Origin of the sequence: Sphingobacterium puteale (assembly GCF_050986225.1) — a bacterium.
GTDB classification, from domain to species: domain Bacteria; phylum Bacteroidota; class Bacteroidia; order Sphingobacteriales; family Sphingobacteriaceae; genus Sphingobacterium; species Sphingobacterium puteale.
On sequence record NZ_CP158959.1, the window covers coordinates 375,032 to 391,120 of the forward strand.

The window sequence follows — 16,089 nt, forward strand, 5'->3', positions numbered from 1 at the left end:
AAGAAGTCTGTAGGTCAACTATCTTTGAGTAAGCTGATTATCGGGTTGCTGCGGCAGTTTTTTCGAGGTCAATACGTAATGAGCAGAATGGAGCGTTTATAAATAGAAAAACAAATAAACTATAAAATATATCAACAATGATGAAGCAATTTATGACAGGCATCCTGACCGCTGCGGTACTGACGATGTCAAGTTGTGGTTCAGGAACCAAAGATCCCGCAACTTACAACAATTCAATTATCACGGTCATCAATGGAAGTGAAAAGCATATCACCGATATGAATGCTGCCATGAATGCCTCCGATTATGCAAAGGCGGAGCAGGTCCGTTCGGATTGGGAGAAATCCTTGAATGAAGATATCAAGAAAGTGGAGGATCTCGGTGATTTCAAAGGCGATGCCAATTTTCAGAAGGCGGTACTCGATGGTCTCAACGGTTATAAAAAGATCGTTACCGAAGACTATCCAAAGCTGATCGAGTTGCGCAAAAACAAGACTCCAGATGCAGCCACAGAATCCGCCCTGCTGGATAATATCAATAAGGCTTTTGAAAACATGGGTAATGGCGTGAACAAAGCATCCACGGAATTTGAAAGTAAATATAAGGGATAAGCGCCATATCATTTAATCAACAAAGGAGTCGTATCATATTTTGATGCGACTTCTTTTTGTTGTGGAAGGGTATAGCGTTTGTCTGGAACTGAAGCATTAAAAGAGATGCAAATAAAATGTTAAAGCTGAAGGACTTTTCATTGATTCTCGTATTTTTATGTAGATTTATGCGACAAAATGCTGGTGTAAAACCTGTGCGATCAGTTAAATTTTTGTGATGGTGGCGGGAATACCGACGATCTGTATGATTAGGGAGGATTCCCTATACTTCGAAAGATAATTTAATATATTATATCTAATGAAAATTATTTCAATTTTATCCAATGCTGTCACCTTGTGTTTTCTATGCTCAGCGACGGCACTTTGGGCTCAGGGGGATCAAAAGAAGCTAGATTACCTGGTGTTGATGAATGCTGATACCTTGTATGGGAAGATTTCATCTGTAAAGGACAATAAACTTAAATTTGAAAATCTACAAAAGGAAAAGGTGGCATTTACTCCTGACCAAGTTTATCGTGCGTACTGGCAGTCCAAAAAGAAAGTATATGCACCATCCTATGTAGAAAAAGGATTGGAAGTAGTCCCCGGAACAAGCCCAAAAATGTATCGCATACAGAAGGGAAACGATCAGGGGCCAACTTTTGCGGAAGTGCTCGCCGATGGTGAAATAATGGCCTATTATGTTTCAGAACTAAAATTTAATGGCGGTGCCGCAGTAAATGTTAGTGGCGGCGGTGCCGGAATGATGCCAACGATATTGGTTAATAAGAATAAATATGCATATGCACTGAAAAAGGGGACTGGCGAGGTCGCTGAAATCAATAGCAACAATAATGGCCTATTTAGCAATGCTAAAAAGAAAAGACAGATTACCTTCACACAGTTAATTAATGATGAGCCAGAGCTACTTGCTGAATTTGAAAAAGAGCAAAAGTATAATTATGATGTATTTATTAAATACATTATGCGATACAATGAGCTGCAGCAGGCAAAAGCATCTCCTTCAGACCAATCGAGACTGTTTATTTACTAATATTTATCTTTTTTGATAAAAAACAAAATATGGCGCTTATTATTTTTATTGTCCTGACCATTATTGCTGCTTATGGTTTTTGGCTTTTGTTTGAGAAAGCAGGGCGTCGTGGCTGGGAGGGTATTGTTCCTGTTTATAGCCAATGGATTCAAGGACAGATAACCGGTCGGCCTGTTTGGTATATTATATTGTTGATCATTCCGATCGTGAATGTCTTTGTCTTTTATAATTTATACCTGGATTTTATCCATTGTTTTGGCAAAAGGAGATTTTGGGAAAACTGTGCAGCTGTATTAGTCCCCTTTGTCGTATTGCCGCTCTGGGGAAGGGACAAAAACGTTCAATTTCTAAATGGACTTTATGCTAAAAAACTGAAAGCTTCAGCTGAGGGCACACAGCTGACAAAAGAGGATAAACTGAGGCTGCTGCATGAATCCTACAATGAATTTAAAATCAAATATCCCTATAAGAAATCTATCTTGCGAGAGTGGGCGGATGCTATTGTCTTTGCAACGGTTGCCGCAACGCTGATCCGCGGTTTCTTGCTGGAAGCTTTTATGATCCCTTCGGGTTCTATGCAACAATCGCTTTTGATCGGCGATTATTTATTTGTCAGTAAGTTGAATTATGGACCCCGTATTCCCAATACGCCGATTGCTTTTCCTTTTGCACATCATACCATGCCTTTATTTGGTGGTAAAGCATTTTCTGCACTGATCGAACTTCCTTATAAGCGGTTGCCCGGTTTTCAGGAGATCAAACGTAATGATGTTATTGTTTTTAATGCACCTGCCGGAGATACTGTCGCGATAGAGAATCAGGATCAGCCTTATTACGATCTGGTTCGCTCGATGGGTTACGAAGCCGTCCATCAACAGTTTACGATTCAAACACGTCCAGTGGACAAGCGGGAGCATTTGATCAAACGCTGTGTTGGAATGCCGGGTGATAAAATCAGCATGCGCGATGCTGTACTCTATGTAAACGATCAACCCGGCTTCGTTGCTCCAGAAAGTCAGATGGATTATATTGTGATTACTGATGAGACAGGCCTGGATGAACAGCGAATGCGCGATATGGGGATCGAAATCGCACAGGTTCAGCCCGGAGTGTATATCCTTTTTCTAACACCTGAGCAGGTTAACATGGTGAAATCTTGGTCTAATGTTAAATCCATGCAGATGAACCTGCGCAAACCAGGGGATCCGGAAGCTAATACATTCCCGAATGATCCACAGTACAAATGGAATTACGATAACTTTGGACCTTTTGTGATTCCAAAAAAGGGGATGAAAGTTGCTTTGAATGCGCAAACATTCCCGCTTTATGAACGCGCGATCCGGGTCTATGAAAAAAACCGTCTGGAAAAGAAGGCAGATGGTTTATACCTGAATGGCAACAAGGTGGATTCCTATACGTTCAAAATGGACTACTATTGGATGATGGGGGACAATCGGCATAACTCGTTGGATGCAAGAGATTGGGGCTTTGTGCCGGAAGATCATATTGTGGGTAAAGCTTTATTTACCTGGATGAGCTGGAATACAGATGGGAATGGATTTTCTAAAATACGCTGGAACCGGATTTTCAAGGGGATCAATTGAGAAAACAATTCCAAAAAAATAATTGAAATAGGAGCGCAAGAGCGAACTTATTTCAATTATTTATGAATGACATCTAAAAAAGTAAAGAAGCGTCTTATACTGAAACCCTTAAAATCATCTGCAGGAGCCTGGCCCTCCCCTCTTAACGAAACAGCACATACCAGCCTCAGCATCCGCGATCATTCATCCTTATGCTTAAGCTGGTCTTTTAGGAAGAATAGCCAACTATTTTTAAAAAATATTTCTTGTTTTTATACCGTATTAGCATTGTATCCGATTTCCCATTATATGTTTTGTGGGCCAGTGACTTAGGATTAATGACACTTGGTATTTAAGTGTATTGTGGTTTGTTGTAAATATCTAATTTACAGTGCTTTACATTTTATTTTTATTGTTTTTTTGATCTTATCGAACTAATTTAGCAGCCATAAATAACCCAATTAACAATTATTTGAACGCTAAATTTCCAGAAATTATGGCCAAAAAATTAACGCTCTTGATTTCAAGTGTATTTGCCTGTACCTATATGGCAACCGCACAAAATCGGACGGTCAGTGGTACGGTGGTAGATAGCCAAGGGAAGCCGATACCTCATGTCTCCATTAAGCTTAAAAATCGTTCGGGAGGAACAACTACTGATGATCAGGGAAGATTTTCTATTCCGGTCTATCCGAAATCAACGCTTGTATTATCTAGCGTCGGATTCCTCAATAAAGAACAGGAAGTCAACGAGCAGGCTTCGCTGAATATTACCTTGGAATCCGGAAATACCGAATTGACAGAGGTTGTTGTGATCGGTTATGGAACGGCATCCCGAAAGGATGTTACTGGTTCTATTGCCAGTGTAAAAGCTGAGCAGCTGGAAAATGAGAACCCACAGAGTGTGGCGGATCTGCTAAAAGGGAATATTGCAGGTCTGAGTGTTTCGCAAAATACCTCGGCAAAAGGTGGAGGAGATCTACTCGTTCGTGGTAAAACAACGCTGAGCGCCTCTACCTCGCCGTTGATAGTCCTGGACGGGATCATTTACAACGGGCAACTCTCCGATATTAATCCTAATGACATACAAACCATAGATGTACTCAAAGATGCGAGTTCACTGGCCGTATATGGAGCCAAAGCTGCGACAGGAGTAGTCGCTATAACGACTAAAAAGGGTACAAGCGACAAGCCGGTATTGACAGCCAATACAAATTGGGGACTGGCAACGCTTGCACGCAATCAACGGGTGTATAGTGGCCCCGAATTCCTAAAATGGCGTGCAGATGTGGGCCGGGCTGGAGGTACTAGGCCTTCTTATTTTTACGATGACCCACGCAACATTTCTGCCGGGGTCACTTTAGACCAATGGCTTTCGGGAGGAAATCAAGATTTGGATCCTGTGGATATCTGGTTGGATAGGCTGGGATTGGTGGCAAATGAAAAAGCAAATTATGTAGCCGGTAAGACTGTGGATTGGTATGATGAAATTTTTAGAACGGGCATACGGCAGGATCATACCGTTAGTATGAGCGGACGAAAAGAAGATGTCAACTACTACATGTCTGTCGGCTACAATAAAAACCAGAATCTGATCGAAGGTGGTGAGTTTAGCACCTTTCGGGCACGCTTAAACCTAGAGGGTAAGGTGACCAATTTTTTGCGTATGGGAGCCAATGTGCAGTATGCAGATCGTGATGAAGGGGCCATAGAGGCAGATTGGGGGCAATTGACAAATCTTTCCCCCTACGGTGATAAATATAATGCAGACGGCACTTTAAGACGCATTCCCACCGATGATAGTGGGCTGAACGCGCGAAATCCCTTTCTCAACATGACTTATAACGATCGGATGGATAAGCAAAATACTTTATTTGCAAGTTTGTTCGCCAAAGTCAACCTGCCTTTTGGAATTACCTATCAGTTTAACTTTAGCCCCGGTATTGACATGTACCGCACCTTTAACCATGGTTCTTCGGCCAATCCAAATGTCACCATCGTCGGGGGAACCGCAAGCCGGGATCAAGAAACCCGGTACAATTGGCAAATCGACAACTTATTAAAGTGGAACCGAAAATTTGCAGAAATCCATAGCCTGGATGTCACGCTATTGGCAAATGCCGAAAAGTATCAGACTTGGTGGACACAGGCGGCGAATCAGGGCTTCGTCCCGAATGATTATCTGGGGTATCATAATCTCGCCAGCGGAACCCTGCCGTCCGTCAATAGTGAGGATAAGGTGTATACTGGGGATGCGCTTATGGCCCGGGTCAATTATAGCCTAATGGACCGCTATAATTTGACACTGTCTGTTCGGAGGGATGGCTACTCGGTCTTTGGCAGGAATAGCAAGCGCGCAACTTTCCCAGCGGTTGCAGCAGCATGGACGTTCACCGAAGAATCCTTTTTGAAGAATTTATCTTGGCTTAATTATGGTAAATTAAGACTTTCTTACGGAATCAACGGGAATCGTGACCTGCGCAATCCAGACAACGGAACAGTAGATCCATATGCCGCTTTATCACAACTAACCATCAATAAATATCAGACCGTGGACGCGAATGGCGCGCCTGCAGAAGTGAATACGGTAGTCGTTAATTCCAGGCTGGGCAATCCGGACTTAAAGTGGGAGCAGACGACCTCGCTCAATGCAGGTTTGGACTTTTCGGTACTAAAAGATCGGCTAAGCGGTTCAATCGACGTGTACAGCAAAAAGACAAATGACCTCTTGGTCAAACAATCACTTTCTAGCGTTTCGGGGTATCAATTTGTTTATTCCAACTTGGCCGAAGTGAAAAATAAAGGCCTCGAAGTGAGTTTAACAAGCCGAAATTTGGTGGATGGTCCAGTAAAATGGAATTCTAATTTTATCCTTTCACTCAATAGAAATAAAATAGTCCGCCTGGCGACCCCAAGTGATGATCGTGGAAATGGTTGGTTTATAGGTCAGGATATCGATGTGATCTGGGATTATAAGGTATCGGGGGTGTGGCAGGAAAATGAGATGGAAGAGGCTAAAAAGTACACGAAGGCAAGCATCCGACCGGGTGACTTTAAACTTGAGGATCTAAATAGTGACTATGTATATAACGACGATGACAAGCAGTTTATCGGTTATACCTCACCCCGTTTTACCTGGTCTGTCCGCAATGAATTCAATTTGTTTAAGCGTATAGACTTCTCCTTCCAGTTGATTTCCAATTGGGGACAAAAAAAACTATTCAATCAGGCAAAGAACAATCCCGGAAGTGTGGGCTTCATGCGCTCAACATCCTACATTCAACCTTATTGGACGCCAGAAAATCCAATAAATGACTATGCACGCTTGGGCAGCGGTGCTAACGGAACCAGTTTTAATGTTTACAGGAAAAATAGCTTTATTCGCCTGAACAACATATCGCTTGCTTATTCTTTGCCAGAGCAACTCGCAGAACGATTTAAATTAAGGAACCTAAAAGTATACATGAATGTCAATAATGCTGCAGTGTATGCCCCCGTGTGGAATTATTGGGATCCCCAGAATAATGGCCCTACTCCAAGGTATTACACACTTGGATTGAATGTATCACTTTAATTTTTACGACAACATGAAGAAGATAAATATTAAAATAACGACCCTAATTGCATGTATGGCGTTGATGGCCACCCACGGATGCAAAAAAAGTTTTTTGGATTCAGACCAGCTATCCCAGTATTCACCCGACAACTTGGATAATGTGGATGCGCTCAAAGCTGTGCTCAATGCACTTGGAAAAGCCTCAAGAGGGGAGTTTTTTGGTGATTCCGCTCCGTTATTGACAGAATCACTGTTTTCAGACGTTGCAGTAGACGGGACAACGGACAAAGCAACTCCGGCGCAGAATCTGGTATCCCTGATCACGCCGGATGCCAACCTCAATAGTGATGATTTTAATAAAATAGGCTGGTACTGGACCAATTTTTTTGCTGCTGTACGTTCAGCCAATACGATAATAAGCAATATAGATCGGCCAGCTTACAGCTCAGAAGCGCAAAAGAATGAAATCCTCGGATCGGCATATTTCTATCGGGCTTATTTCTATTATCGCCTGGTGCACGAGTTTGGAGATGTACCGCTGCAGCTGAAGGACCTTACTGCGCCGAAATATGATTTCTATTCGACCAAAAGAGAAGTGATATTGAAAAAGATGAAGGAAGATCTTGAATTTGCGCAGCAATGGGTGAAGGATGGCGTGAATAAAGGGGAGGTCACGAATGGAGCAGTCAATCATTTGCTGGCAAAAATAGATTTGGCGCTGGGTGATTTTGACGGTGCCATTGCAGCAGCAAGTAAGGTAATTGACGGTGGAAAGTATACCTTAATGAAAAACCGTTTTGGAAGTACAGCTGGGGATCTTTCTAAGAATGTGATTTGGGATCTCCATCGCATGGACAACAAAGCGATTCCTGCAAATAAAGAAGCATTATTTTTGGTGATCGATCGCCAAACATTGCAAGGCCGGACGGATCTGGGCTCCCAATTGATGCGAAACACCGTGCCTGCCTGGCACTTTGCAAACCTCAAAATACCCCAAGGCGGTTTACAGGCTATGGTAGATGGTGTAAATGCTGAAATTCCGTTGACACGCATATATGGACGGGGAATAGGACGGTACCGCGGAACGTATTACAGCACCAAAGAAATATGGACCGATCAGACCGATTATCGGCATGCCAAAGGGATGTGGATGGACATGACGGATCTTGTCTATAATAATCCTGCAATAAAAAACTCCACAGATCCGCAAATCAGTAAACTCTATGGTCAGCCGATCCAGCAGTATACCGCGGAAAACATCAATAAGGTCTTTACCAATGGCTCTTTGGATACCATCCGTCACTGGTTTGGCTGGCCGCATTATAAGGTGTTTATCAATTCAACCAATCAATATGCCGAGGATCCCAACTGGAATCCACCCCGCGGAACGAATACAGATTGGTATGTGTTCCGATTGGCTGAAACCTACTTGCTACGGGCGGAGGCCTACATCTGGAAAGGACAACAGGCTCAAGCCATGGCCGATATCAACGCGATACGTGGACGCGCGAATGCAGAGCTGCTGCAAAATGCCGCGCGGACCAACATCGGTACAGTACTGGATGAAAGAGCACGTGAACTGTTTTGGGAAGAACCACGAAAAACAGAGTTGACACGGATTGCTTATATTTTTGCGCAGACTGGCATTGCTGCTTATAACGGAAAAACCTATAGCATGGCTAATTTTGCCCAGAACAACTTCTTCTACGACCGCATTATCGAAAAAAATTCATTTTATCGCAATAAGGTTCCCACCGTTCAAGGTGTTCACTATGAAATTGCCCCGTACCATGTCCTATGGCCGGTGCCAGCATCAGCACAGCGTTTCAATACAAATGGCATGATCAATCAGAATCAAGGCTATGCAGGAGCAGAAAATAATGTGCCGGCACTAGACAAAATAGTGGAATAAAGACAGCAGGCAGCGTAAGCTTTAGTAGAAAAAGCTTGCTGATAATTTGTTATTTTGATCTTCTAAAATGATTCCGGATAGGATTGGTGTATTCACACCGATCCCTATCCGGTCTTAAAATAACCGAAGGAAAGTGAGAAGACCAGCTATGCGTACCGAAAACAAGAGAAGAATGCGTGTGTGTGTGTTTATGTTAGCTATAGCGCTTTTTCAAATAGCAAATCTATTTGGACAGGAAGCTATTAGCATAGATAGACAGACAGCCGAACACATCTTTAAGACAGCAGAAGTATTCTATATGGAAGACGGTACCAATAGGCTGTCATTTGAGGAAATTAAGTCGGCGGGACTATCAAAACAGTTCGTTCCTAACGAACGGTATTACCCCAAAAACTTTAATCGTTCTTCGACTTATTGGTTTAGGGTGAAGCTACATTTTGGACAGCAGCTACCCGGAGAGCGGGTCATTGAATTATTCGATCAGACTGCAGATCTGGTGGAAGCATTTATTCCGAATGGAACAGGCGGTTTTGTGCACTACCAGACCGGGGCCTCCATTCATTTTGAAAATCGCCATTTTATGCACAAGAACTTTGAGTTTTTGATTCCTGCATTGGAAAAAGGAACCTACGAAGCTTATTTTAAGGTGCGCTCAAGACAGATGGTCAATGTGATTCTGGTCTATCGTACCATGGAAAGATTTGTGCAGTACACCTTGACCGAGTATTTTACTTTTGGCCTGTTCTACGGAATGATTATCCTCTTTAGCTTTAATAATCTACTGATGTATTTTGCCGTAAGGGGACGTCAATACCTTTATTATGTCTTGTATATATTGTGTGTCGGCCTTTATGAGATGTCTTCGGATGGAATCGCATTTCAGTATCTATGGCCCGAGAATCCATGGTTCAATCAATATGCGACCGCCCTTTTTGTCTGTTGTGTCAGCGTTTTTGCGCTTTTGTTTACAAAGTCCCTGCTGCATGTCAAACAAAAGGAGCCTAGACTTAATAAGCTGTTGGATGCGGTAATTATTTTAAGAGTATTGTTTTTTGTGTATTGCCTATGCTTCAATCAAAATTGGTTTATCTACAAATTCGTAGAAATCGTTCCGCTATCGGTCGCTTTTTTTTCAGGAATATGGTTATGGCGAAAAAAATATCGTCCCGCTCGTTATTTCGTCCTTGCTTATGCCTTACTCTTCCTGGGATTTGTGCTGAAAGTAATTTATGTATTGGGGTACGCGCGTTTTCTACCCAGCTCAATTGGTCATTACAGCATAACATTTGGTTTTGTTATGGAGATGACTTTCCTGTCGTTTGCCATTCGCGATAAAGTCCGTCTGCTGAAAAATAAAAAAGAGCGTGCACAAAAGAGAGTCATTGAGCAAATGCAGATCAATGAGAAACTCCATGAAATGCACAACAGTGATTTGGAAAGAAAAGTGAAGGAGCGAACATTGGAAGTCATGCAAAAATCCGAAATTATTGCCGGTCAGAATCGTGAGCTAAAGGAAATGAATAGCCTATTAAAGGCCCAGTCAGAGGAAATAAACCGAATGAATCAATTGTTGACCAAGGATAACAAAAACCTACAGACCAATATTCAGCGGATTACTGACGACCGCGTACTTTCGAAGGAAATGAACTTTGAGGAATTCGGGGCAAAATATCCGGATAAAGAAACCTGCTATAGGGTATTGTCCGAATTGAAGTGGAAAAAAGAATATTGCTGCATTAAATGTGGTTACACGAATTATTGCATCGGCAAAACGCCTTATAGCCGCCGATGTACCAAATGTACCTATGAGGAATCTGTATTGAACAATACGATTTTCGAAAATGTGCGCATCCCTATCAATAAGGCGTTTTATCTCGTTTATCTCGTGCATTTTCATCAGGGAGAAATTTCCTCTTATAAGCTTTCCCAAAAATTGGGTATCAGACAAAGTACCTGTTGGAACTACGCGAGCAAAGTGAAAAATATTCTGACAAGCAACACAAAAAAACATAAAAAGAATGAAAAATCCGGATGGACAAAACTCGTGCTAAATGGAGTGGATCAATCGACATAAAAAATTTACATAGAATATTCAGTTTATGAATCAATACTGATGACTTAAGGCCATATAAATGCGCTAAAACAATTAATAGACGAATAAAAATAACGTGGATATTCCATGTAACTAGGCAAAGCGGATTAATTAGATATGAATAATATATATAAACAGCTCTCCATCTTATTTTATATAGGATATATTTTTTTCTCTTGGAATGCCAATGCTCAAACCATACAGGGTGGAAGAGTTTTGATCGATTTTTCATCCAACTGGCAATTTAGGAAAGAAATAAGTCCCCCAAAGCCTGTTACAAAGCAGAAAACGGGCTGGGAAACAGTCAATCTACCTCACTCCTGGAATGTTGAGGATGTCATGGATGATATGCCGGGGTATTACCGTGGCGCTGCAGAGTATCAACATAGCTTAGATTGGAGAACAGAATGGCTGCATAAAAGAATCCTTTTACATATCGGAGCGGCGAATCAGGAAGCTATAGTAATTGTCAATGGCAAAAAGGTTGTGACACATCGTGGTGGCTATACTGCTTTTCAGGTCGATATTACGGATAATCTCGATCGAAGGGAGAATGCAAAAAATTGGATCCAAATCAAGGTCAGTAATCGTTATAACCAAGATATTGCGCCATTAAGCGGAGATTTTACCTTTTTTGGCGGTATCTACAGAAAAGTATTTCTGGTCTTATTGGACCAGGTTCACTTTACCGACCCACAATATGGCAGTACCGGGCTACAGGTGAGTGCAAAAGTGAATGCACAGGAAAATGCCGTTATTAACCTGAAGGGCAAGATTCAAAACTGTTCAAAATCCATTCGGGATGTATTTATCGAAACGATACTTGTGGATGCCAAAGGGGCGGTGATTAAAAAAATGCGTGAAAAGGAAAAATTGAAACCTAATGCGCAGAAGAATTTCCAGATAGACATCACAGGTATTCAGGCCCCAAGTCTATGGTCGCCTGAATCGCCCTATCTCTATCGCCTATCGACGCGTATTTACGATATTAACGGTAAGCTGCTGGATCAATTGGACAATCCCGTAGGTTTTCGTTGGTTTTCATTCGACCCGGTAAAAGGGTTCTTTCTAAACGGGCAGCCCTTGAAATTAATTGGCGCTAGCCGCCACCAGGATTTTGAAGGACTGGGCAATGCCGTTTCAGATACGGTACAGGTAAAAGATCTAGTCCGGTTGAAGGCCATGGGCGGCAATTTCCTGCGCGTTGCACATTACCCCCAAGATCCTGCGATATTGAAAGCCTGTGATAGCTTGGGGCTACTGGCATCGGTAGAAATCCCGCTTGTCAATGAAATTACAGCGAGTGCTGCTTTTGCTGAGCATAGTTTCCAGATGCAACGGGAAATGATCCGCCAATACTTTAACCATCCCAGCATTATCGTCTGGGGCTATATGAACGAGATTTTTCTCCGCCCCCATTTTCCAAAAGATAAAGAACGGCAGGAGGCCTATTTCAAATCCGTTTTATCACTGGCGCAGGCATTGGAAACACTTACACGTGCCGAAGATTCAATACGATACACCATGATCGCCAACCACGGTAATTTTGATCTCTACCATCGGACAGGCCTGACCAAAGTTCCGATGCTTGTCGGGTGGAATCTCTACCCGGGATGGTATGGCGGCAAAATTGCTGATTTTGGCAAGCAATTGGAGCATATCCATCAGCAACTCCCCGATAAACCGCTATTGGTCACCGAATATGGTGCGGACGCTGACTATAGGATATATGCCGATAGACCGATCCGGTTTGACAAAAGTGTAGAGTATGCGGTGATGTACCATCAAGGTTATCTCAACGAAATTTTGCGTAAGCCGTTTGTTGCTGGTGGCGCTGCGTGGAATCTTTCAGATTTTAACTCGGAAACACGGGAAGAAAGTATGCCGCATATCAATACCAAAGGCTTGTTGACCTGGGGTAGAAAAGCAAAAAACACCTATTTTCTATATCAGGCATACTTAAGTAAGGAATCATTTGTAAAAATCGGGGTAACCCATGGTAATAAATGGGGAGCGCGGTCTGATTCGAGCACCGCTAGGGTGGGGTCTGGATGGTTAAAAGTACCCATATTTAGTAATGCCGATTCGGTTAAGCTATTGTTGGATGGTATCGTTATGGGCGTGAAAGTTCCTGTAGACCGGGCGATATCGTGGCCTCTAAAATTAAAAAGGGGCACACATGAAGTGGAAGTAGTGGCCTTTCATGCGGGGGAAGCCACGCGTATGGACAAGATGACCCTAGATTGTGAAGTCATACCCTATGATCTGAACGAAGATAAAGGCTGGCAAGAGTTATATATAAACGTTGGAGATAACCGCCAGTATATCGATTCACTGGGATATAGATGGTTTCCGGACCAAGCTTATAGAAAGGGAAGTTGGGGATATATTGAAGGGGAAAAATATCGCTTAAAAAATACTGGACGAGAAAACCTGGGGAGCGATACTAATATCCATGGTACTTGGGATGACCCGCTGTTCCAGACACAATTGCAGGGATTAGCGCACTATCGGTTTGATCTGTCGCAGGGTGTTTATGAAATCGAATTGATCTTTGCCGAATTAGAGGGGCCAAATCACAAAGAAAACCTTGTTTACGATCTCGAACAACGTGAGAAAGTAAGGGAACAAAAATCCATAGAACGAGTTTTTGATGTCCAAATTGGCGGCCAGACAGTTGCTACTGACCTCAATGTGCTGGATGAGGTCGGGCCATTTAAGGTGCTGCGCCGAAAATACCCCGTACAAGTGAGGGATGAAAACACGCTCGTGATTTCATTTATTCCCAAAAAGGGAGAAACCATCCTAAATGCAATTCGACTAAAAAGAGTCGTAAATATTCAATCAATAAAAGAATAGACTTATGCTACGATTTAGAAATTACATGATTCCTCTTGTCACATTGTTGATGATACAATTAGCTAGTGGAGCGTCCGGACCACGCCCTGATACGAAGGCTTTTCCTGAGACTGTAACAAGACTTACCTTGCATCGGAGTGGTCTATTGCATAGGCAAGAATCAGCTGAGGCTACAAGTACCGTAGGGGTGGCAGATCAGGAAATTGCCGTGCGAAAGGGCCACTTATACCTAGATTTTAGCAAAAAAGTGGCGGGTAAAAAGGTAAAATCCCCCTTTTTAATCCGACGGGCCAAGGGCAGGCTTGGGGATTATCAAACCATCGCGAAAGTCAACCAGCCTAAGTTTATCGATAAAGCTATCCAAGGAAATCCATATGATTATTATTATGAGATACAGACGGTAAAAGGAGAGACTGTTGCACATTTGGGTATGGAAATTCAGCTCTTTGGTGAAAATACCTTTATTTATAGTCCTACAGATGATAAACAACGTGTAGGTTTGGAGGTGAATCAGCTTCATGACCAGATGTTCGGAAAAGAATTCAGCCCTAATCGTTATGCCCTGCTTTTTAAGTCCGGTGACTACCGGGAAGCAGGTCTCTTAAGGATTCCTTTTTATGTGCAGATTGCGGGCTTGGGGAAAGTCCCTTATGATGTTGCAGTTTCCAATATCCATACACCGCCACATCTTGCGGAGGGAAATGGTACCTGCACCTTTTGGCGGTCGGCAGAAAACTTGTCCGTCATTGGCCCGGAGAGCTACGAGGAAGAAGAGACATTTAAATGGGCTGTCTCGCAGGCGGCTCCCCTACGCCGTATTTATTCCACACGCGTTGTACGCAATCAATGGGCAAATGGCTGGGTAAGCGGCGGATATACCGCTGATTGCTATTTTGAGGCAGCGGCAGGGTCAAAAAATCAACAACAATGGTATACGCGAAATTCATTCTTGAATAAAGGAAGGGGGAAGTTTGAAGAAATTAAATATAATTATTGTTTTCAAGGTGTGGACTTTGGTCCGTCTGTTGACACAAATACCTATCAAAATAATTGGGCAAAAGGCGGGAATGTGACCCTGATTCCGACCACGCCTATAATTCGCGAAAAACCTTTTGTCTTTTTTGATAAGGATGGGCGATACAAGGTTTTTCGTCCGGCATTGAAGCACAAACATAGGGGAGTATCCTATTCCAGGGATGCGATAGGAGAAGGCGAAGTGATTGATATCGAAAAAGATTTTTATGTGGCTAAGCCAGGAACTTCAGCACAGGAAATGAACCGACAGTTGCGTATAGGAAAGCACCTGCTGATAACACCGGGTATGTACAGTTTGTCCGAGCCACTGCATATTACCCAGGCGAATACGATCCTATTAGGCCTTGGTTTGGCAACCTTGATTCCTGGAGCCGAAAATCCATCTACAGCGATATTGGTCGATGATGTTGACGGGGTAACTGTTGCCTCATTGATGTTCGATGCACATTATAGTTCACATAGCCTGATTCAAGTCGGCGGGCGAAAAACTTCAGTTAGACATGATCGTAATCCGACCTTGTTGGCGGATCTTTTTCTGCGCATCGGAGGTTTTAGGGCAGATAAAGTGCATGTGGATCATTCGGTTATTATCAATAGCAATGATGTGATCGGTGACCATTTTTGGTTGTGGCGTGCAGACCATGGTGTCAAGGGCAGTGTAGGCTGGGGTATTAACACCACACGGAATGGTCTTGTTGTTAACGGTGATTATATGACAATGTATGCCCTATTTAACGAGCATTTTCAGGAGTACCAGACCTATTGGACCGGAAATCATGGGCGAACGTATTTTTTTCAATGTGAAAGCCCTTATGATGCACCGGATCAGGATGCATATCGAAGCGAAAATGGAACACGGGACGGATTTGCAGCTTACAAAGTTGCTGAAAACGTAAACCAGCATGAAGCTTACGCGTTTGGGATATATGATGTATTGGCGAATCCGATCAGAATTGAAAGTTCGGTGGAAGTTCCGGTAAAACCTGGCATGAAGTTCAAACATATTTGCAACAACAACCTGTCCAATGGCCCAAATCGGGGATATGGTTATGTCATTAATCAGATTCAAAAAAGTACATACAATACCTGGCGGGATAATAGGGTGTACGTGGTGGAGTACAATCTAATACAGACACAAAGTAAAGATTAACACAAAATTTACTCAATCGTTTGTGTTGTTATAGCGCAATCGGTTGAGTATGTTTTTTTTATAATATTTATCGGAATAGTTATTTTATTTTCAGCCTATTTTTTGCGATCAGAATATTTTTGAGATATCTTCACTGTAGTAAAGACGTCCAGAATTGGTTATTTAAGGTAGAACTTCGACTATGATGAACCTGATCTTGACGTAAATCAATCGAAAGGTTGAATATAGATCTCAAAATGTATAACCTATTGTAATAAA

The 16,089-nt window shown here is 42.5% G+C and carries 8 protein-coding genes; all 8 read left to right on the plus strand.

Going from position 1 to position 16,089, the window contains the following annotated elements:
• Positions 1-137 precede the first annotated feature (137 nt).
• The gene (locus tag ABTV71_RS01585; RefSeq protein ID WP_433902063.1) at positions 138-611 is read left to right on the plus strand and encodes an LIC11966 family surface protein; all 474 of its coding nucleotides are present in this window, start codon (positions 138-140) and stop codon (positions 609-611) included.
• 298 nt (positions 612-909) lie between these two features.
• A complete protein-coding gene (locus ABTV71_RS01590) occupies positions 910-1,644 on the plus strand; it encodes a hypothetical protein (protein ID WP_433902064.1) in 735 nt (244 codons plus the stop codon).
• Between the two features lie 29 nt (positions 1,645-1,673).
• The gene (gene lepB, locus ABTV71_RS01595; RefSeq protein ID WP_433902065.1) at positions 1,674-3,248 is read left to right on the plus strand and encodes a signal peptidase I; all 1,575 of its coding nucleotides are present in this window, start codon (positions 1,674-1,676) and stop codon (positions 3,246-3,248) included.
• A 475-nt stretch (positions 3,249-3,723) separates the two neighbouring features.
• Positions 3,724-6,801, plus strand: coding sequence for a SusC/RagA family TonB-linked outer membrane protein (locus ABTV71_RS01600; RefSeq protein ID WP_433902066.1), 3,078 nt, complete (start codon positions 3,724-3,726; stop codon positions 6,799-6,801).
• A gap of 13 nt (positions 6,802-6,814) precedes the next feature.
• Entirely contained in the window at positions 6,815-8,695 is a 1,881-nt protein-coding gene (locus ABTV71_RS01605) for a RagB/SusD family nutrient uptake outer membrane protein (protein ID WP_433902067.1), read from the plus strand.
• A gap of 133 nt (positions 8,696-8,828) precedes the next feature.
• Positions 8,829-10,769 carry a 7TM diverse intracellular signaling domain-containing protein gene (locus ABTV71_RS01610; protein WP_433902068.1) on the plus strand — a complete coding sequence of 647 codons (1,941 nt, stop codon included), beginning with the start codon at positions 8,829-8,831 and terminating at the stop codon, positions 10,767-10,769.
• Positions 10,770-10,904: 135 nt separating this feature from the next.
• Positions 10,905-13,646: a glycoside hydrolase family 2 TIM barrel-domain containing protein gene (locus ABTV71_RS01615; protein WP_433902069.1), complete on the plus strand. Its 2,742-nt coding sequence runs from the start codon at positions 10,905-10,907 to the stop codon at positions 13,644-13,646.
• Positions 13,647-13,650: 4 nt separating this feature from the next.
• Positions 13,651-15,831 (plus strand): hypothetical protein, encoded by a 2,181-nt coding sequence (locus ABTV71_RS01620; RefSeq protein WP_433902070.1) that lies wholly within the window; start codon positions 13,651-13,653, stop codon positions 15,829-15,831.
• The last annotated feature ends 258 nt before the right edge of the window (positions 15,832-16,089 follow it).